The 19,054-nt window shown below is 55.8% G+C and carries 14 protein-coding genes; 6 read left to right on the top strand and 8 right to left on the bottom strand.

Annotation, left to right across the window (positions count from 1 at the left end):
* The first annotated feature begins 464 nt into the window (after positions 1-464).
* From selA to ACXJJY_RS09960, 4 genes are all read left to right on the top strand, one after another.
* Entirely contained in the window at positions 465-1,904 is a 1,440-nt protein-coding gene (gene selA, locus ACXJJY_RS09945) for an L-seryl-tRNA(Sec) selenium transferase (protein WP_456387374.1), read from the top strand.
* Positions 1,905-1,906: 2 nt separating this feature from the next.
* Positions 1,907-4,009, top strand: coding sequence for a tetratricopeptide repeat protein (locus ACXJJY_RS09950; RefSeq protein WP_456387376.1), 2,103 nt, complete (start codon positions 1,907-1,909; stop codon positions 4,007-4,009).
* Position 4,010: 1 nt separating this feature from the next.
* Positions 4,011-4,694, top strand: coding sequence for an LOG family protein (locus tag ACXJJY_RS09955; protein ID WP_456387378.1), 684 nt, complete (start codon positions 4,011-4,013; stop codon positions 4,692-4,694).
* 181 nt (positions 4,695-4,875) lie between these two features.
* Entirely contained in the window at positions 4,876-5,958 is a 1,083-nt protein-coding gene (locus ACXJJY_RS09960) for a type IV pilus twitching motility protein PilT (protein ID WP_456387380.1), read from the top strand.
* Positions 5,959-6,025: 67 nt separating this feature from the next.
* Here the strand turns inward: ACXJJY_RS09960 and ACXJJY_RS09965 are convergent, their stop codons facing one another.
* From ACXJJY_RS09965 to tsaD, 6 genes are all read right to left on the bottom strand, one after another.
* Positions 6,026-8,593 carry a DNA internalization-related competence protein ComEC/Rec2 gene (locus ACXJJY_RS09965; protein WP_456387382.1) on the bottom strand — a complete coding sequence of 856 codons (2,568 nt, stop codon included), beginning with the start codon at positions 8,591-8,593 and terminating at the stop codon, positions 6,026-6,028.
* A complete protein-coding gene (locus ACXJJY_RS09970; protein ID WP_456387383.1) occupies positions 8,553-9,896 on the bottom strand; it encodes a 3-deoxy-D-manno-octulosonic acid transferase in 1,344 nt (447 codons plus the stop codon). Before ACXJJY_RS09970 ends, ACXJJY_RS09965 begins: the two co-directional genes overlap by 41 nt.
* Positions 9,897-10,054: 158 nt before the next feature.
* Positions 10,055-11,218, bottom strand: coding sequence for an iron-containing alcohol dehydrogenase (locus ACXJJY_RS09975; RefSeq protein ID WP_456387385.1), 1,164 nt, complete (start codon positions 11,216-11,218; stop codon positions 10,055-10,057).
* Between the two features lie 24 nt (positions 11,219-11,242).
* Complete coding sequence (gene rsmA / locus ACXJJY_RS09980) at positions 11,243-12,142, bottom strand: 16S rRNA (adenine(1518)-N(6)/adenine(1519)-N(6))-dimethyltransferase RsmA (protein ID WP_456387387.1); 900 nt, start codon at positions 12,140-12,142, stop codon at positions 11,243-11,245.
* Between the two features lie 90 nt (positions 12,143-12,232).
* Positions 12,233-12,736 carry a DUF2062 domain-containing protein gene (locus tag ACXJJY_RS09985; protein ID WP_456387389.1) on the bottom strand — a complete coding sequence of 168 codons (504 nt, stop codon included), beginning with the start codon at positions 12,734-12,736 and terminating at the stop codon, positions 12,233-12,235.
* A gap of 2 nt (positions 12,737-12,738) precedes the next feature.
* Entirely contained in the window at positions 12,739-13,752 is a 1,014-nt protein-coding gene (gene tsaD / locus ACXJJY_RS09990; protein WP_456387391.1) for a tRNA (adenosine(37)-N6)-threonylcarbamoyltransferase complex transferase subunit TsaD, read from the bottom strand.
* 248 nt (positions 13,753-14,000) lie between these two features.
* Here tsaD and moaA point away from each other — a divergent pair, with 248 nt between their 5' ends.
* Positions 14,001-15,044, top strand: a complete 1,044-nt coding sequence (moaA, locus tag ACXJJY_RS09995; RefSeq protein WP_456387393.1) for a GTP 3',8-cyclase MoaA — start codon at positions 14,001-14,003, stop codon at positions 15,042-15,044.
* Between the two features lie 313 nt (positions 15,045-15,357).
* Complete coding sequence (locus tag ACXJJY_RS10000) at positions 15,358-15,558, top strand: cold-shock protein (RefSeq protein WP_267926104.1); 201 nt, start codon at positions 15,358-15,360, stop codon at positions 15,556-15,558.
* Between the two features lie 154 nt (positions 15,559-15,712).
* On the opposite strand, the gene ACXJJY_RS10005 is transcribed toward ACXJJY_RS10000, so the two are convergent.
* Both ACXJJY_RS10005 and pheA read right to left on the bottom strand, forming a co-directional pair.
* Positions 15,713-17,560, bottom strand: coding sequence for an ABC-F family ATP-binding cassette domain-containing protein (locus ACXJJY_RS10005; RefSeq protein WP_456387395.1), 1,848 nt, complete (start codon positions 17,558-17,560; stop codon positions 15,713-15,715).
* 13 nt (positions 17,561-17,573) lie between these two features.
* A complete protein-coding gene (pheA, locus tag ACXJJY_RS10010) occupies positions 17,574-18,677 on the bottom strand; it encodes a prephenate dehydratase (RefSeq protein WP_456387397.1) in 1,104 nt (367 codons plus the stop codon).
* Positions 18,678-19,054 lie beyond the last annotated feature (377 nt).

A 19,054-nucleotide genomic window follows, 5' to 3' on the forward strand; every position in this document is an offset into this window, starting at 1 on the left:
ACCAATCACATGAATTGATTTCAAGGATTGGACTTCAACAAAAAAGCCTAACCAGCTCTCACCGGTCAGGTTCGTTTCGGCCCGCTTGAATGCTGTTCAGTTTTCAAAGATCAATCCCGCTTGACCAGGTGGTCAAGTGGTTTGTGCTCTATCAAGAGCGTTATTCAGATTAGCGCCTTTGACCTTGTTTGTCAAGATATTTTTCAAGGCTGCGTTGTTGTGCACGATCTTCTGTTCGCGAGCAACGGGACGACAATCTACTGCATCGTTTTTTGTCTGTCAATATTTATCTGGCTCAAGAATAGTTTTTTTGCTCCTTTGTTGAAAACTTATTGGAACCAAACACGGTTTTCTTTTTCTCATTGCCTTCCTTCTCCGAGATATCGTAACATGCCTGCCGTGACAGTCTATCACACCCAGATTCCGTAACGACAGACAACTAACTACAGGAGGAGTCCTGCATTATGGCCCCGGAACAGACGACCCCAACTGGCAGCAAAGCCTGCCATCATCTCCTTCGCAGAATTCCCAAGGTAGATGAATGCATCCTCCGCCTCGCAGGGGAGCCATCTTTGCCAACGGACGTACCAATGACACTGGTGACCAAGGTCGTACGTCAGGTGCTCAATACCCTGCGTCAGGCCATCCTTGCCGGGGAGGTGGTTGAAACCGAGGATCTGGGCATGAAGCCGGTCCTTGCCCGTATCCTTGAGGAGGTTCGGAGGCAGAATCGTTCCCGCTTTCGGCGCTTAATCAATGCAACCGGAGTTATTGTCCATACCAATTTTGGTCGTTCGCTGTTACCCCGCGCTGCCATGGAACAAATCCAGCAGGCTGGAAGTCGCTATTCCAACCTTGAGTTTGATCTTGACACCGGCAGGCGTGGCAGTCGCTATTCTCTGGTAGAAGAACTGCTCTGTGATCTGACCGGAGCCGAGGCTGCCCTGGTCGTCAACAACAATGCTGCCGCTGTTCTTATTGTGCTTGAAACCCTGGCCCGGGGAAAGGAGGTTATCGTATCCCGTGGCCAGTTGGTTGAAATAGGTGGTTCGTTCCGCATTCCCGATGTCATGGCCCGCAGTGGTGCGCTGTTAAAGGAAGTCGGGGCCACCAACCGTACGCATCTGCGTGATTATGAAAATGCCTTGACCGAGGAGACCGGACTTTTGCTCAAGGTCCACTGCTCCAATTACCGCATCATCGGCTTTACCAGTCAGGTGAGTAACGAGGATCTGGTGGCCCTGGGCAGACGCCATGGCCTGCCTGTCATGGAGGACCTGGGATCTGGTTGTTTTGTTGACCTTTCCCGGTTCGGATTGATGAAGGAGCCCACGGTGCAGCAGGTGGTGTCTTCCGGAATCGACGTAGTGACCTTTTCCGGTGACAAACTTCTCGGCGGACCCCAGGCCGGTATTATTCTTGGGCGTCGTCAGCTCATCGACCAGATAAAGAAAAATCCCTTGAACCGGGCCATGCGGATAGACAAGTTTACTCTGGCCGGACTGGAATCCATCCTTCGCCTCTATCTCGATGAGCAAAAGGCCCTGGACACCATACCTACCCTGGCGATGATTTCAGCTCCGGTGGAGCAGGTGGATCGGCGGGCAAAACGGTTGGCAAGAAGGCTGCGCAAGGAGCTGGCGGATCACTGCCGGATTACTGTGAAAGAAACCATGTCCCGGGTCGGTGGCGGGGCTATGCCGGAGCAGGATCTGGTCAGCCGGGCTGTGGTCCTGGCGCCCGATATTTCGGTCAGTCGTCTGGAGCATCTGCTGCGGCAGCAGGATCTGCCCGTTATTGGTCGGATAGAAGAAAATCGGTTTGTCCTGGACATGCGCACCGTTGCTGATGACGAGGTGGTGGACCTGGCCTCCGTGATCATCTCTGTCCTGGGTGTGAACTGAGCATGCAGCAACCTCTTTTTTCCCGGGACCGTGAACTCTGTTCTGAGGACCTTCAGCTCCTGGCCGGAGAACTGATTCCGGTGGTCGCTGATCTGCTTCCTGTGCCGGCCCGAATCGATTTCTGGCATCCGGGAATCCCGGACTCCCTGGCCCCGGAGACGGAACTGGCGAACGTCTGCCGGGATGGATGCCCGGCTGTATGTCGGGATATCCTGGTGATACCATTGGCTCTTTCAGGTGGAGAATCCGGGGCTGTTCTTGTTTCGGAGGTGAATGCCTCTTTGCTTTGCAAGATGTCTCCAGAGTGGCTTGGTGATCTCCAGCGCCGCGTTCAGCGTCAGCTGCAGCAGTTCTGCCTGGGCTATGTCGATCCTCTCACAGGTCTTTACTCCCTGCGGGCACTGCAGGGGGGCGATATTCCCGCCGGCCGGAATCGGTCCATGCTTCTTGTTCGAACCATTTTCCGGACCACCCGGGCCGCTACCGGCCTGCAGCAGTTGATTCGACTTGCCCATTTTTTTGAGGCTGCCCAGCCTGGGTTCCGATTTTACCTGGGGCAGGGGCTTTTCTGCCTGGTCTTTGATGGTACGGAAAAACCGGCTGCCATTGCCCGCCGCCTGCTGCGTGTGTTGCGTCGGGAGGGGTGCAATGGAGTGCACGTCGGTTTTTTTTCTGCCACGGAAAAATCCCTCAGCCATATGCTGGAACAGTGCTGGGGAGCTCTGCTGACGGCTGAGCGCCGCGGGCCTTTCAGTCTATGTGAATCCGGTCTGGATGTCACCGATCCCGCCAGCCATCCTCTGGCCATGCCCCCCCGCCGGGTGATTGCCCGGCTGCAACGGCTCTGGCGGGGCCTGGACCGGTTCGCTCTGGTGCTTATGGAGAGCGAAGAACAGCCGCCGCTTTCCTGGCCCGGTCTTTTGCCAGATGTCCTGCCAGATGGTGTGTCTCTTGTTCCCTGGGGCTCCCGCCGGGTTTTTGTGCTCTGTCCCGGGATGGAAGGCGATGCGGCCAGAGGGCAGGCCAGGAATCTTCTTGACCATCTTTCCCGACGAATTGGAGCATGTTTTTCCGCTGGAATCTGCTGCTGGCCCTGCCTGGAATACCCCAGGACCGCCACTATCCGCAACTGTCGCAAGGCCATACTTCATGGTTCCTTTTACGGTTTAGGGTCCTGTGTGGTTTTTGATCATTTAAGTCTCAATGTGAGCGGCGATCATTTTTTCGACGAAGGTGACTACCGCCAGGCCGTACGTGAATATCGCCTGGGACTGCGGTTGAGTCCCGACGATACCAATCTGCTCAACAGTCTCGGGGTGGCCCTGTGCGAGATGAACCGGCTGCGCGAGGCCGGGAGATGTTTCAGTCGCGTCCTGGAACAGAATCCGGATGATCAGATGGCACTGGTGAACCTTGGTTATGTCCGGCGCCTTCAGGGACGGGAACAGGAAGCCGTAGCCTTTTTCGAACAGGCATTGGTCCTCAAACAGCAGGAAGAGAATCCAGATGGTTTGCGGGAGCTTGCCCTGCAGCTGGGAAGGCTTTACTGCCGATTGTACCGGTTCCCGGAAGCTGTGGCCCTGTTTGAGCGCCTGGAGGAAGACTGGTCTGGAAGACAGGAATTTTATTACTGGCGTCTTTTTGGTGCTGCCTGCATGGAAACGGGACAGGTGGACAGGGCGGTTACTCTGTTGCAGCGAGCACTGCTGGTTTACCCCCACGACGCCAGGTCCATCAGTATGCTTGGCCTGTCCTATATCCTGACCGGTCAGGGCGATGAACTGGGCCTGGAATTGTGTCGCAAGGCGCTGGCCATGAACGAGGCCAACCCCTGGCTGTGGCTCTACCTGGGCCGGGCACTGTGTCGGCTGGGGCATCACCGGGAGGCCTGGCAGGCCCTCCGTCGTGTCGGACGAAGAAAGCATGTCCGGCTGGCGGTTGATCTTCTCCGGGCCGAGCTGTGGGCTGCAACGGGGCACAGATCAAGGGCTGCAGACCAGCTCAACAGGATTTTGCAATATGAAAATCTACCCGCCCCGGTGGAGGATCTGGTGCACCGGCGGCTCGATGAACTTGGTACACCGGTGAAGGAGAAAAAAAGATAAAATGCAGCGAAAATTCAATAGAAAGCTTCAGGTTGAGAATGGATACTGTCTTGAAGAGATGACCACCGGAGATTCATGGCGGATGTTTCGTATCCTGTCCGAGTTTGTCGAGGGCTTTGATACCCTGTCCGCCATCAGGCAGCCCGCTGTAACCATCTATGGCTCGGCCCGGACCCGGGAAGATCATCCCGATTATATCAAGGCCCGGGAGATAGCACGTCGTCTTGCCGGCCACGGTTATGCCATCGTTACCGGCGGCGGGCCCGGAATCATGGAGGCTGGCAATCGCGGGGCTGCGGAAGCAGGCGGTATCTCCATCGGACTCAACATTGATCTGCCCCATGAGCAGGAGTCCAATCCTTATGTCAACCTGCCTCTTGATTTCCGGTATTTTTTTGTCCGCAAGGTCATGTTTATGAAATATTCCATGGCGTTTATCTGTCTACCCGGTGGTTTTGGCTCGCTGGATGAGTTTTTTGAGTCAATCACCCTGATCCAGACGAGAAAGGTCAAACCCTTTCCGATCATCCTGGTTGGGTCGGATTTCTGGGGCGGGCTGATGGACTGGATAAAGGACCGGTTGCTGAAGAGTGACAAGATCGAGGAGGAGGATCTTCTGCTTTTTGAGGTCATCGACGATGTGGACGAAGTGGTCCGCCATATTCGTAAAACCGTGGTCTTTTAGAGGAAAAAATGTGCGGCGGATTTCGTTCTTTTTCCAGGTGGTGCTATAATCACGCAGGGAGTCTTGAATCCGTCAAGATGGAGTCAGTGTGGACATGGAGCAGATCCACTAACTTTCTTGGGCGGGTTCAGGAAAATGTTTAAAAAACCATAGAAGCTCAGGCAGGTAGGAGACAGGGCACATGGCGCAGATAGATGCTTTTTTTAAACTGATGAATGACGAAGGTGCTTCAGACCTGCACATGCTCGCCGGCCAGCAGCCGGTACTTCGTATACGCGGGGATATCGAGCGGGTCAAGTTCAAGGTGCTGCAGAACGAAGAACTCCGGGCCATGCTCTACGAGATTTGTCCCGAAGACAAGATCAAGGTCTTCGAGGAGACCGGGGATATGGATTTCGGTTACGAGATCCCCGGTCTTGCCCGTTACCGCTGCAACTATTTTCAACAGAAAAACGGGATTGGAGCGGTCTTTCGGGAAATTCCCAGTGATATTCTGACCTGTGAACAACTGGGGCTGCCCAAGGTCATACCCAAGCTTGCAGCCCTGCCCAAGGGATTGGTGTTGGTGACCGGTCCCACCGGATCAGGAAAGTCGACCACCCTGGCCGCCATTGTCGATGAGGCCAACAAGACCAGGAAAGATCATATTCTCACCATCGAGGATCCGGTGGAATTTGTTCACAAGAGTCAGAAATGCATCATCAATCATCGGGAGGTCGGAACCCATACCAAATCCTTTGCCACCGCTCTGCGCGGGGCCCTGCGCGAGGACCCCGACATTATCATGGTCGGTGAGATGCGGGATCTGGAAACCATTTCCCTGGCCATGGAGGCGGCCATGACCGGTCATCTGGTTTTTGGTACTTTGCATACCCTCAATGCCATGAAAACCGTTGATCGTATTATTGAAATCTTTCCGGCCAACCAGCAGGGACAGGTTCGTTCCACCCTGGCGGATGCCCTGCGGGCAGTGGTTTCCCAGACCCTGTTTAAACGGATAGATGTAAAGGGAAGGGCTGCTGCTCTAGAGATACTTATCTGTACCCCGGCGGTCCGGAATTTGATCCGGGAGGGCAAAACCTATCAAATTCCATCGGTCATGCAGACCGGCAAAAAATATGGGATGCAGACTCTGGACGATGCGATTATGGAGTTGCTCCAGAAAAAAAGAATCAGTGCCGATGATGCCTACGCAAATTGCGTGGAAAAACAGAAGTTTGTCAAATTTCTCCGTAAACCTCCCGTCGACTTCACCGAGGTTTGATTTTCGCTGTCCTCTCAGGGAACAAGGGATTTTTGTTTTTCTGTCTGGAAGTGGATTCCCTGGTTTTTTACTCGAGCCTCAAATGCCTGTTCTCAAAGGTTGTGCATTCCAGCCAGGCACCGTTTGTGGAGCAGGTAATGGTGCCGTGTCTGCCGGTGGTGAGCAGTGGAATTTGTTCCTGACGCCAGAATTGAAGGTTCCGCTGTCCCGGAAACCGGTCTGATTTTGTCCGGGCTGCGGAAGCGATGATCAGGCGTGGGTTGACCCGGGAGATAAAATCCCTGGAGGATGAAGTGTCGCTGCCGTGATGAGGGGCGAGCAGCAGATCTGCGGCAAGCTCTCTGTCGCTCCACTTGTCGGCCAGCAGGATTTTCTCTGCCCGGGCTGAGATGTCTCCGGGGAAGAGAAAACCGATGCTGCCGTGATCCAGCTTGATTACCAGGCCCAGGTCGTTACCCGAGAGGGCGGAGAGGTCCCCGGCCCCGTTCATACCAAGACAGCGCAGAGATGTGTTGACACCCTGGTGGTACACCTCGCCCTTGCGTCCCGCGACAACAGGAATGTTTCGTTTCCTGGCCCGGGAGAGCAATTGACCAAAAGACCGGTGATCATCAGGATCAATGGTATTGGCATGGATGATTTTTGGCCGGAATCTTTCCAGAAGAAAACCGGTGCCGGAAGTATGGTCTCTGTCCGGATGGGTGATGATCATCTGGTCCAGGCGCCATACCCGCTGGCGGGCCAGGTAGGGCCCGATGACCCGTTCACCGATATCAAAGCGGCTGGAGTGGTTGCCTCCGCCATCGATGAGCAGGGTGGTCCCGTCGTCCAGGCGGATAAAGGTGCTGGAACCCTGGCCCACATCGAGGAAGGCCACCGTGGTCAGGCCTGGTTTTTTCGTATACCAGAGTCCGGACGTGAAATGGAACGTTACCAGGGCCAGGAGCATGGTTCCTCCAATCCGGCACCATGTTTTTTTCCAGGGCAGGAAAAAGAGTGTCAGCGCTGCCAGGTAAGTACATGTTTCTCCGGCCGAGGGGCTGATCGTATCCACGCTGGCCAGGGGAAGGCGGCTGGCCCCTGCTGTCAGGTACCGGGCCCCTTCCAGTCCGAGGCTGCCCAGGTTAAAGAGGGCCTGGGCCAGGCCGGGATGAATGACGACAAGGGGTGCGGCTATCAAACCCAGCGGCAGGGCCCACAGGCATAAAAGGGGCTCGATGAGCAGGTTCATGAACGGACCGATCAGGGAAATCCGGTTGAAGTGAAACAACATGATGGGCAGGGTGGCAACGGTGGCCAGACAGGAAACAAGAAAGGCACCCTGGATCCAGGTCCTGATCCGGGCCGTCCCGTGGCCGGCCAGGGCGAATTTTTCCTGGAGCCTGGGAATGGTTAGAATGATGCCCAGTACAGCGGCAAAGGAAAGTTGAAAAGAAACCGTGAACAGGGCCAGGGGCTGGATGGCAAGGATGACCAGCAGGGCGGCCGCCAGGACATGGATCAGAGACCTGTGTCTCCGCAGGACCAGGGCCAGGAGCAGAAGCAGGGCCATGATCAGGGATCGGAGCACCGGCAGATTCATGCCGGCGACAAGGGCATAGAGAAAAAGAGGGAACATGGTGAGAAGGGCGGCCAGGGTCTCTACATGGAAGGCAAGCATGAGGCGGGTGGATCTTTTCAGAAGCCAGAGCAGGGAGCCATAAAGCATGAGCCCCAGCAACCCCATGTGCATGCCGGAGATGGCCAGCAAATGCATGCAGCCGGAAATCTTGAAATGTTCGAGCACGTCCAGCGGAACCTGGGACCGGTCGCCGATGAGCAGGGCCTGGTAGAGACCGGATGGTTCTGAATCCAGAGTGGTGGCCAGAAAATCCCCCAGTTTTTGGCGCACCCGACCTGGCAGCTCTTTGAGTTGCTGGAAGAGCGAGGTCTGGGTCGGAATGAACCAGATGTGATCAGGGGAGGGGATCCAGCCGGAGATATGGATATCCCGGGCCGCCATATGCAGTTGGTAGTCGAAACTGCCTGTTGTCTGAAAGTTGCGGATTCGGTCAACCGTGGCCATGAGCAGCAGTCGGTCGCCACTCTTGACAGGCTGGCTTGGCCGGCCGCGCAGGGACAGGCGGATTTTGCCGTGAATTGGCCGGAATTCTGTTGATTCCGCCAGTCTCCCGTGCGTTTTGCCGGGCAGGAACAGGGTTTCGCTGGCCAGGGTCAGCCGGGTTTTTTCTCCGTCCCACGTCACCATGCCAAGCACAGTGCCGGTCAGGTGGATGGTTGTCTTTTGGGTGATGCGCTGGAAAATATGGTTTGGATCGGCCGGCGGGAGCAGGTGGCGGGCAGTATGTATATATCCTGCCAGGAGAAAAAGGGGCAGAAGAAATAGAAGGCTGGTGGGACGGCGTTTGTGATACAGGAAAAGAAGACTCAGGCTGCAGGCAGATGCTGACGCGATGAAGGCCGGATACAGGTCTGGCGGAAAGGGGAACGATCTGGCAGACCAGGCTCCGATGACAAAGCAGACGGCCACCACGGGCAAGAGATTGTTGGAGCACCAGAGAACAGGGTGCCAGTGAGGTCGGGTGGATCGGCTTTCAGGAACCGGATTGGTGGAGAAGGGCTTTGATCTCTTCAAGATGTCTTGTGGTCACCCCCCTGTGTCTTGCCATCAGTTGCTGTTGGGCCCGCTGCATGGCCTGGTGCTGATTGGGCCGGTTGAGGATATCCCGGACCAGGCCAGGCAGTTCCCTGGCAGAATGAACGGTCTTTGCTCCGCCGCAGGCCAGCATTTCGGCTGCTATATCGGTGAAATCATCCATGTGGGGCCCAAAAAGGACCGGAACCGAGAAGGTTGCGGCCTCAAGGGGGTTGTGCCCCCCTTTCGGGACCATGCTGCCGCCGATAAAGGCCAGGTTTGCCAGCTGGTACCAGCTGGCCAGTTCGCCTATGGTGTCGAGCAGGAGTAATTTGTCGATCCTCTCCTTACTGCCGGGTTTCTGGAGCCAGCGCGAACGCAATACCGGTTCTAAGCCAAATTTGTTCGCCAGCCGGACAAGTTCTTCGCGCCGATTTATATCCCTGGGCGCCAGGACCAGCACCAGATCCGGAATTTCGCTTTTAAGCTCCAGGGCGACACGAAGGAGAGTTTCTTCTTCACCCCTGTGGGTTGAGCCACAAAGCCATATCCGTGCCTGGAGATCCAGTCCAGCTTGTTCCCTGGTTGGGGCCGCCGTCCGGTGGTTATCCGCTAATCCGTGATCATACTTCAAGTTGCCAAGTATCCGCATGGCATCGGACGCAATGCCCAGCTTAAGGAACCTGGACCTGTCGTTGGCAGACTGCAGGGACAGGCGGGTGAGGCTCTGGAACATGGGCCGGAAGAACCAAGCCATGCGCTGGTAGCGGCAAAAGGAGGTTTGGGAGATTCTGCCATTGACCAGTAGGGAAGGAATTTTTTTTCCCCTGAGGGCAAGGAGCCAGTTGGGCCAGAAATCGGTTTCCACGAGGATAAAGAGATCCGGTTGTAACCGGTTGATAAAGCGGGTGATCACCGGCGGAAGATCAAGGGGGCTGTAGAGGAGGTGGTTGACAATTCCCTCCAGTCGCTTTGCTGCCAGTTCCATGCCGCTTTTGGTAGCCACGGTCACCACCAGGACTGCTTCGGGAAATTCACGACGCAGGCTGTTGAGCAGGGGAAAGGCCGAGGTTATCTCCCCCACCGATAACCCGTGGAGCCAGATGACGGGTGCTTTTACTCTGTGGTCCGAGGCGGAGCTGAGCGGATTGCAGGTGGTGGCCGGACGGATTTCCGGCAGCCCCACGCCCAGCCGCTGCAGGATCCGGCCGCGGTATTTTTTTTTGCCAACGCTGATAATCAGCAGTATAGGCCAACTGAAAAAAAGGAGCAGGAAAACGAGGATATTATAGAACAGGATCATAAAAACTTTTTCTGATTACCTCCCACTCGTTACACCGGTGCGCCAGAGGATAACATCGCTTTTCTCTGGATGATTTTCTGTGCTTATCCATATATAGAGTATGATGGACTTTTTACGAATTCATCCTCATGGAAATGTTTGATTTTTACGAGTTCATCTTACAGGCAGGATCGCAGGATTTTTTCGATGCGTGGCTGATCATACCCTTTGAGACGCCATACCCTTGCCAGCCCAAGGGCATTTCTGGCTATCCTGGGGATATCCTGCTGATCAATGCCCAGTTCGTCCAGGGTAACAGGACTTTTTACTCTCATAAACCACCTGCGGAGTTGGTCGATGGTCTCGGTTGCCAGTTTATCCACCGGTCGGTCGGCCAGGCCAAAGACCCGCCGGCCCAACTGGGCTATTTTTTCCGGCTTTGTCCCGGCCCGCCAGGTGAGCCATCCAGGCATGATCACTGACAGTCCGGCACCGTGAGGAACATCATAAAGAGCGCTCAGGGAATGTTCGATCATGTGCATGGGAAAACCGACCCGGCCAAGTCCGGCCGCGGTCAGGCCGTTCAGGGCCAGGGTGGCGGTCCACATCAGGTCTGCCCGGCCCTGATAGTCGCGGGGATTGGCCAGGCATCGATCGCAGGCCAGCATGCTGTTTTCCACCAGGCCCTCCATGAGCCGGTCCTGTACAGGGGTCGAGGGATCTTCGGTGGTGAGGTAGAATTCCAGTACATGGGCAATGGCGTCAATGGCACCGTAGGCCGTGTAGTTCGGCGGTACCGTGTAGGTTGTCTCGGGATCGAGGACAGAGACCCTGGGGTGGAGAAGCCGGTTGCCGCAGCCGAACTTTTCCCTGGTTTCCTCGTTGGTGATCACCATGCCGGAGTTCATTTCAGAGCCGGAGGCGGCCAGAGTCAATACCGTGGTCAAGGGCAGGGGGGCGCGGATACTTTTTTTGCCAGTGAAAAATTTCCACACATCATGCTCCACCACGGCGCCGGCAGCGATGGCTTTGGCTTCGTCCACAACCGATCCGCCCCCGGCTGCCACCACCACATCGATTTTGTGTCTCTTTGCCAGGTCAATTCCTTGGCGGACATGCGAGAGGACCGGGTTTGAGCGGACCCCGGGATGCTCGATAATCCGGACCCCGGCCTGGGCCAGGGACTTGCAGATCTGCTGATAGATACCGTTTTTCCTGATACTGCCTTTACCGTATACCAGCAGGCAGATGGAACCGAGTCCACGGGTCTCCGGCCCGATCGAATCGATAGTGCCTTGGCCGAAAATGATTTTGGTGGGGTTGTGAAAGACAAAGTTCTGCATTTTTCTTATTTTCGAATTTTCTGTTTATTTTTCAGTTGTCCTTTTGTCAGGACCGGATGATTCAGACGCAGAATCAAGGCACGGGAAAAGTGAGGCGGTCAGGGTGATGAAGTTGCCGAGTTGCAGTTTCTCTGCCCGGATGGACGGTGTCAGCCCGGCGTTCTGTATGCGTTCGGTCAGGTTTTTTTTATCCATACCCAGGCCTCCGGCAGCCAGGGCGTTCACCAGTGTTTTGCGGCGCTGGCCGAAGGCGGCGTTCACCACCCTGCGCAGAGATTCCAGGGATACCCCGGGATTGTTCGCCATGGGCGCTGCCGGGGAAAAACGAAGACGGATGACCATGGAATCGACCCGGGGACGAGGGTGGAACTCGCCCGGCTTGACCAGGAGAAGAGGTTCCACTGTGGCGCAGGCGGCCAGCAGTACAGTTGGGGCGCCGTACTCCCTGGTGCCGGGATCGGCCATGAGCCGCAGGGCCACCTCCTTCTGAACCATGATCACAGCCCAGTCCACCAGCTCATGGTGTTCGATCAGGCGAAAGAGGAAAGGGGTGGATATGGAGTAGGGCAGATTGGCGACAAAGCGTAACCCGCCGACATCATTGGCCAGCTGTACCAGGTCGGTTTTAAGAATGTCTTCGTGGCGGAGCAAGACATTGTCGGGCAGGCAGCCCTCCTCCCTGTGCCAGCTGATCAGGCCGGCGTCGGTTTCAATACCGATGACCCTGCGGGCCCTGGCAGCCAGTGGCAGGGTCAGGGCGCCCAGCCCGACACCGACTTCGACAATGGTATCTTCGGGCTGGATTGCGGCCAGGTCGGCAATGCGGTTGGCCGTATGGGGATGGATCAGAAAGTTCTGGCCCAGTTTTTTATGGGGTGCCAGTCCACGGGCCTTGAGAATGTTCCTGGTTTTCTGATAGCTCACAAAATTCGTGTCCTTGAGGCAGGTGCTCCGCTATGGTGTCGTGGCGGAGAATGTTTTTTTTCGGGTGATTCCGCTGCCCGGGGCGGGGAATCAGTTGAGCAGGTGTTTGCGCTGCCGTTTAAGCTGCCACTTGAGAAACAGGTGCCGGGCGAGAAAATAGCTGATCACCGAGGGAGGGATGGCCAGCACCAGGCCGCCGCTCATCAGGACCAGGACCACGTCCAGGCTGAGGTGGCTCAGGGTGCGGACCCCTTCCACCAGGCCCTGGCTCATGAGGTGGTCCAGTAGAGTCTTGAGTCGTTCCCAGGTGACCCTGTCGGGCATGAACCAGTTGCCTATTTTCCAGCAAAGGTAATAGAGCGGGACAATAGTCAATGGATTGCTGACCAGGACCGTGCCAATGAGGCCGGACAGGGTGGAGGCTCGGAAGGCCAGGGTCAGGCCGATGGTGAGCACCGTGTGCAGGGGGATGGTTGGCGTGATACCTATAAAAACACCGAGTGCCATGCCGAGCGCCAGTGATTCGGGGTCTCCCTGCAGCCTCTTCAGTCGCAGGTAGAGATAACGAATGGTTCTGGAAGGGTGAAAATTCATGGTCACATCAGTGGCGAGCGGGAATAGGCATCCGTATCCGGGGCAACGGTATGGCCTCTTTGAAACAGGTGGTAACCGGCCAGTCCGATCATGGCCGCATTGTCTGTGCAGAGCCCGGGGGCGGGGACAAACAGCTCCATGTCTTCCCGGTTGCTGCGCTCGCTCATGATCGAGCGCAGCCGTGGGTTGGATGCAACTCCACCGCCGAGCACCACTGTGGAACAGTCATATCTTTTCGCAGCCTGGATGGTTTTTTCCACCAGGACCTCGATCACGGCCTCCTGGAAAGATGCACAGATATCAGCGACCGGCAAGGAGATCTTCTTTTGCTGCAGGCGATGGACCTGGTTGACCACCGAGGTTTTGAGTCCACTGAAGGAAAAATCCAGGCTGTCCTGGTCCAGCCAGGCCCGGGGAAAGGTAAAAGCGGCCGGGTTTCCTTTTCGGGCCAGTTTGCTGATAACAGGTCCGCCTGGATAACCAAGCTCCAGCAACTTGGCCACCTTGTCAAAGGCCTCGCCTGCTGCGTCGTCCAGGGTCCGGCCTATGCGCTGGAATCCCGTCGGACTGTCCACCTTGAAGAGCGAGGTGTTGCCGCCTGAGACCACCAGGGCGATATAGGGAAATTGCGGCTGGTTATCTTCGAGAAATACAGCGAGCAGATGGCCGGCCATATGGTCCACCCCCACGCAGGGGATCTGCCGAACCAGTGCCAGGGCCTTGGCAAAGGTGAAGCCGACCAGCAGGGATCCGACCAGGCCGGGACCCCGGGTGGCGGCGATCAGGTCAATTTCTTCCAGCGAGGTCCCTGCCACCGACAGGGCTTCCTGAACCACAGGCCAGATGGCCTCGATATGGCAGCGGGAGGCCAGCTCGGGAACTATACCGCCATAGCGGGCATGGACGTCGAACTGACTGGAAACAATGTTCGAGAGTATCTGCGCCGGTCCCTCAAGAACAGCTGCGCCGGTGTCGTCGCAAGAACTTTCGATGGCGAGTATACGCATATATATCATGCGCTCCGGTTGCAATCGGAGCGTCAAGGTGGTAACAGTTGGCTTTTTCCCTGGATTCGGTCCTGAAAATATCGTCTGTATACCGGTTATCCTGATTTTTTCTCAAGGGAGGAGGACTTCTTGGGAGTCCATCAATAACCGTTGGCAAAGAATACCGAATACTGGCTCCAGGGGGTGCCGGACCATGCGTCCGGATCGTGATGACACGTATATATACCAAATTTTTGCAAGGTCAACCAGGAAACTCCATGAATGAGCAACTTTCCCTGTCCGAAACCGCAGGATCCGGGCTGACGGATCTGTTTTCCCGCACTATATCCTATCTCCGCCTCTCTCTTACCGATCGCTGCAATCTCCGTTGCATGTACTGTGTAACTGAAGAGGAGGAAAGCTGCCTGACCAAGCTCCCGGCCGAAGATCTCCTGAGTTACGAAGAACTGCTGCGGGTGGTGAATGTGGCGGTGAATATGGGTATTTCCAAGCTGCGTCTCACCGGTGGCGAACCCCTGGTGCGACGCGGTGTCATGCATTTCATCGATCAGCTCGGAAATATCGAGCACCTCAATGATATCCGTATAACCACCAACGGGGTTCTGTTGGCCAGGTACGCAGGCCAGCTCAAGAAGGCCGGGGTCACCAAGGTTAATATCAGCCTTGATACTCTGAAACCGGAGCGGTTTGCCCGGATCACGGGGATGGATTATTTTCATCAGGTCTGGGAGGGGATAGAGACAGTGCAGAAACTCCGTTTTAAACCGGTGAAGGTCAACATGGTGGTCATGCGGGGTATCAACGATGATGAACTGGTTGATTTCGCGCGCCTGTCCCGGGAGACAGGGTTGCAGGTCCGGTTTATCGAGTTCATGCCTATCGGTGCTTCATCCCGCTGGAACAAGGATACCTATATGTCCTCGGACGAGATAATGGAACGAATCGCCGCCATGGGAGATTTGATCCCTCTGCAGTCAGGACGGGCGGACGGGCCGGCCAGGGTCTACCGTTTAGGTAAGGATGCCCGGGGATCAATTGGCTTCATCAGTCCCATCAGTCATCATTTCTGTGACCGGTGCAACAGACTTCGTCTGACCTCTGAGGGGAGGTTGCGTTCCTGTCTGCTGCACGACGAAGAAGTTGATCTGCGAGCAGTACTGCGCCGCGGTTGCAGTGACGGGGAAATTGCCGAAACCCTTCTGGCCGCCATCCGCAACAAGCCAAAAGGACACCAGATGGCTGAGCGGCTCCGTGAACATGGTGGCGACTGTCATGGCAGGATGTCCCGGATTGGTGGATAGGCACAGGTTTCCGCCTGGTTCAGTGATGATATTTTCTTTGCAGAAAAAAGGAGCTATTTTTGAGGCACCCTGGTATACTGCAACCAACATCTGTAAGACAGTAACAAATAAGGTGATGTCCGAACTCAACGAGTTCCATGGAAAGGTGAGTTGACAATTCTACCCGACTCAGTGAGAGTTTTTGCTCTGGAATCTGATCCTTATCACGATTTGGCAACATGATTATGGTTGCCCGATGGATTATCAAGGGTGATAATCCAGTTTTTTAAAAAGGTTCCCCCCGGGAACCAGCAGTACCAAGGAGTACAAGAAGATGGCTGAAGGAACAGTAAAGTGGTTTAGTGATGCTAAGGGTTTTGGTTTCATCGAGCAGGACGAGGGTAAAGATATCTTTGTTCATCATACCGCCATCCAGGGCACGGGTTTCAAGTCCCTGGAAGAGGGTGCTCGGGTGAGCTTTGATGTTGTTGAAGGACCCAAAGGTCCGGCAGCAGAGAACGTGGTCACCCTGTAACGGTTATCGATTAACCGACCAGGTACAGAAGGACAAAAACCCCGTCAGATTACTGGCGGGGTTTTTGTTTTTTTTTGTTGTCTTTTCCGTCCTGGAACGGGAATAACGGTCGTGGATACTCAAGCCGGTTCCGTCTCTCCGGGGCGTGGACAGGTTATCCCTGTTTCTTTTCTTCCAGTTCCTCCCAACGGGCATAGAGCCTGTTTATCTCTTCCTCTATCCGCTGCAGTTTTTCCCAGCATTCCGCGGCCAGGTCCGGGGACGAGGCGGTATCTGGATCATTCATCTGTAGTCTGAGTTTTTCCTGCTCAGCTTCGGCAGTCATGATCTTCTCTTCCATCTGGTCGTATTCCCGCTGATCCATATAGGAGAGTCTGCCGGGTTTTTTCTTTGCGGCCTTTTTCTCCCGGTCAGCATTGGTGCCGGTAAGACCGATTCCGTTTCGCCTTTTTTCTTCGTCGCCGAGGTGCCGCAACCACTGATCACAGTCGGCAAACCAGCCAACAGAACCGTCCCGGGTGTCGAAGCCAAGCAGCCGGTCGCACAGTCGTTCCAGGAGAAAACGGTCATGGGTCACCAGAACCACGGCACCGGCAAATTCCGCCAGGCTTTCTTCCAGGACATCAAGAGAGGGGATGTCCAGGTCGTTGGTCGGCTCGTCCAGCAGGAGGATGTCGGCAGGGGTCCGCATGAGGTTGGCAATGAGAATCCGGGCCTGTTCACCGCCGGACAGCCTGGAAACCGGTGTCTCGAGCTGGTCGGTGTTGAAGAGGAATTTTTTTGCCCATGAAACCACATGCAGACTGCGCCCCTGGTAGATGACAGAATCGCCATCCGGGGCCAGGGCACGCTTGAGAGTAAGGGTCTGGTCCAGTTGTTCGCGTTTCTGGTCAAAGCTGACGATCTGCACCCCATCGGCCACCCTGATCTCGCCACTGTCAGGCCTTGGCTCGCCGTCACTCCCTGCTGCTGCCAGGAGTTGCATCAGGGTCGACTTGCCGCATCCGTTTGGTCCCAGCAACCCGATTCTGGTGCCCGGGCTCAGTGTAAGGTCCAGGTCTTTAAACAGGAGACTGTCACCATAGCGCTTGCTGATTTTCCGGGCAACCAGTAGTTTTTTGGTTTTGCGGCCGGTTGCATCAAAGGCGATTTCCACGCTGTCGGTCGTGCGGTTGCGGCTTCGTACCCGCCCCAGTTCTTTCTGGAGCCGGTGGGCTTCGTCGATCCGGTAACGGGCTTTGGTGGACCGGGCCTTGGGATTACGGCGGAGCCATTCGGTTTCCCGCCGCACCTTGTTTGCCAGCCGTTCTTCCCTGGCCTGCTGCTGGACCAGAAAGGTTTCGCGCTTGAGGACAAAGTCACTGTAGCGACCGTCTACCTGGAACGAACCGCCCGGATACACAGCCGAGAGTTCGATGACCTGGTTGACGGTATTTTCCAGGAAACGCCGGTCGTGGCTGACCATGATCCAGGCGGCCGGGCTTTCCGGCAATCGGGCCTGGAGCATTTTTTCAAGCCAGAGGATACCATGAATATCCAAGTGGTTGGTCGGCTCGTCCATGACCAGGATGTCGGGATGTGTCACCAGGGCCCGGCAGATGGCCAGTCGTTTGCGCCAGCCCCCGGAAAGCAGTCGGGCTGGCTGGTCGGTATCCCTGAATTCACCACGGCTGAGCAGGGTGTGTACCCGGTTGTACTGTTCGGTCTCGTCCAGGTCCAGGTCTTTGAGCGTAGCGTAGAGGTTGTCAGCAACGGAGCGGTCCTCGGCAAAGACATCGCTCTGGGGCAGATAGCTGACCCGGACATGTTTTTTGACAATGATACGCCCGCGGTCCGGCGATTCCAGACCGCAGAGAATCTTGAGCAGGGTCGATTTACCCGAGCCATTGGGTCCGATCAGGCCGATGCGGTCACCGGAGTGAAGACCCAGGGAGACCCCGGTAAACAGGGTCTGTGTACCAAAGGATTTGGTGAGATCCTGACAGGAAAGGAGCTGACTCATGAGCCCTCCGGGATCAACCGTTTCCTCCCAGGTCGATGGTGTCGGCCCGCGGGTAGGAGCCAAGCCACTCGTAGTAGGCGCAGATCTGTTTGAGGATATCGCAGCCCTCCCGGATGATCGGATCATCAATATGGCCGGCGATGTCCAGAAAAAACAGGTACTTCCATTGCTTTCCCTTGATAGGGCGCGATTCGATCTTGGTCAGGTCGATGTTGCGGGTAGCCAGTACTGTCAGTACCTCGTTGAGCGCCCCGGGCCGGTTGACCAGCAGGCCGAGCAGGAGTGAGGTTTTGTCGGAGCCGCACCGGTCCGGCGACTGGTTGCCGATTACCAGAAAGCGGGTGGTGTTGCCCTGGTAGTCCTCAATTCCTTTAACCACAACCTGCAGCTCGTAAGTCTTGATGGCCAGGGATGAGGCAATGGCGCCAATGTTGGGGTTGTTGGCTGCCATCTGCGCCGCCGCCCCGGTAGAGAAAACCTGCAGGGTAGGGACGTCGGGCAGGTTTTTTTTCAGCCACTCCCGGCACTGGGCCAGTGGCTGGGCATGGGAGGCCACAGTCTGGATGTCCTCAATGTCGCCCGAGCGGCAGACCAGGTTGTGGGTGATGGGCAGCTGTACTTCACCGCATATTTTGACATTGTATTTCATGAACGAGTCAAGGGTTGAGAACACAGCACCTTCGATGGAGTTTTCCACCGGTACGATACCGTAGTTGACCCGTTTTTTTTCCACGTCGTTGAACACTTCGTCTATGGATTCCATGGCCTTGTACGAGGCGGACTGGCCAAAATATTTCACCCCGGCCAGATGGGTGAAGGTGGCCTCCGGACCCAGGTAGGCAACCTCGATCTTTTTCTGCGACAGCCGGCAGGTGGTGATGATTTCGTGGAAAATGGAGCGCAGGGCCTGCTCAGGGAAAACGCCCTTGTTGTTGCGAAGTAGACGTTCATATATTTCGCGTTCTCTTAATGGGTCCCATTTGGCCCGGCTGGTTTCGTCCTTGAGTCTGCCGATGGTCTTGGCGCATTCCAACCGCTCTTTGAGCAGCTCGAGGATGTTGTTGTCAATGGCATCGATGCGGTTTCGTACTTCTGAAATTGTCTGTTTGTCGCCCATGAAAACTGTACGTGAAAAAGGTTAACCGGTTCAAACGGCGACTGCTCTGTCAGCAGAACCGCTGAAGAAAACTGCAGGGCCTGGCTCAAGGTGCCGGGAGAGGATCGTGGGGTTGGGTGGAAAAGTTTGTCTTTTCCCCCTGTTGACCATCTTCCGGGCAGATGGTGTATACAATGCAAATTTTTAAATCTAAAGCATCTGCAGGAAGTTGCAAAGCAAAAAGTGGATCAGGTGGTGGGATGGGCAGGGTATTCTTATCCGGGAGAGCGCCGGTATGGTGGCTGAATGGTGGGGACACGTTGTGGTCATTGTAACAGGGGAGGCCTGTGGTATATCCTGCCTTCGGGGCCGGTTTCGGCAGACCACGGTATGATATG

The sequence above is a fragment of the Desulfolithobacter sp. genome (genome assembly GCF_054025815.1).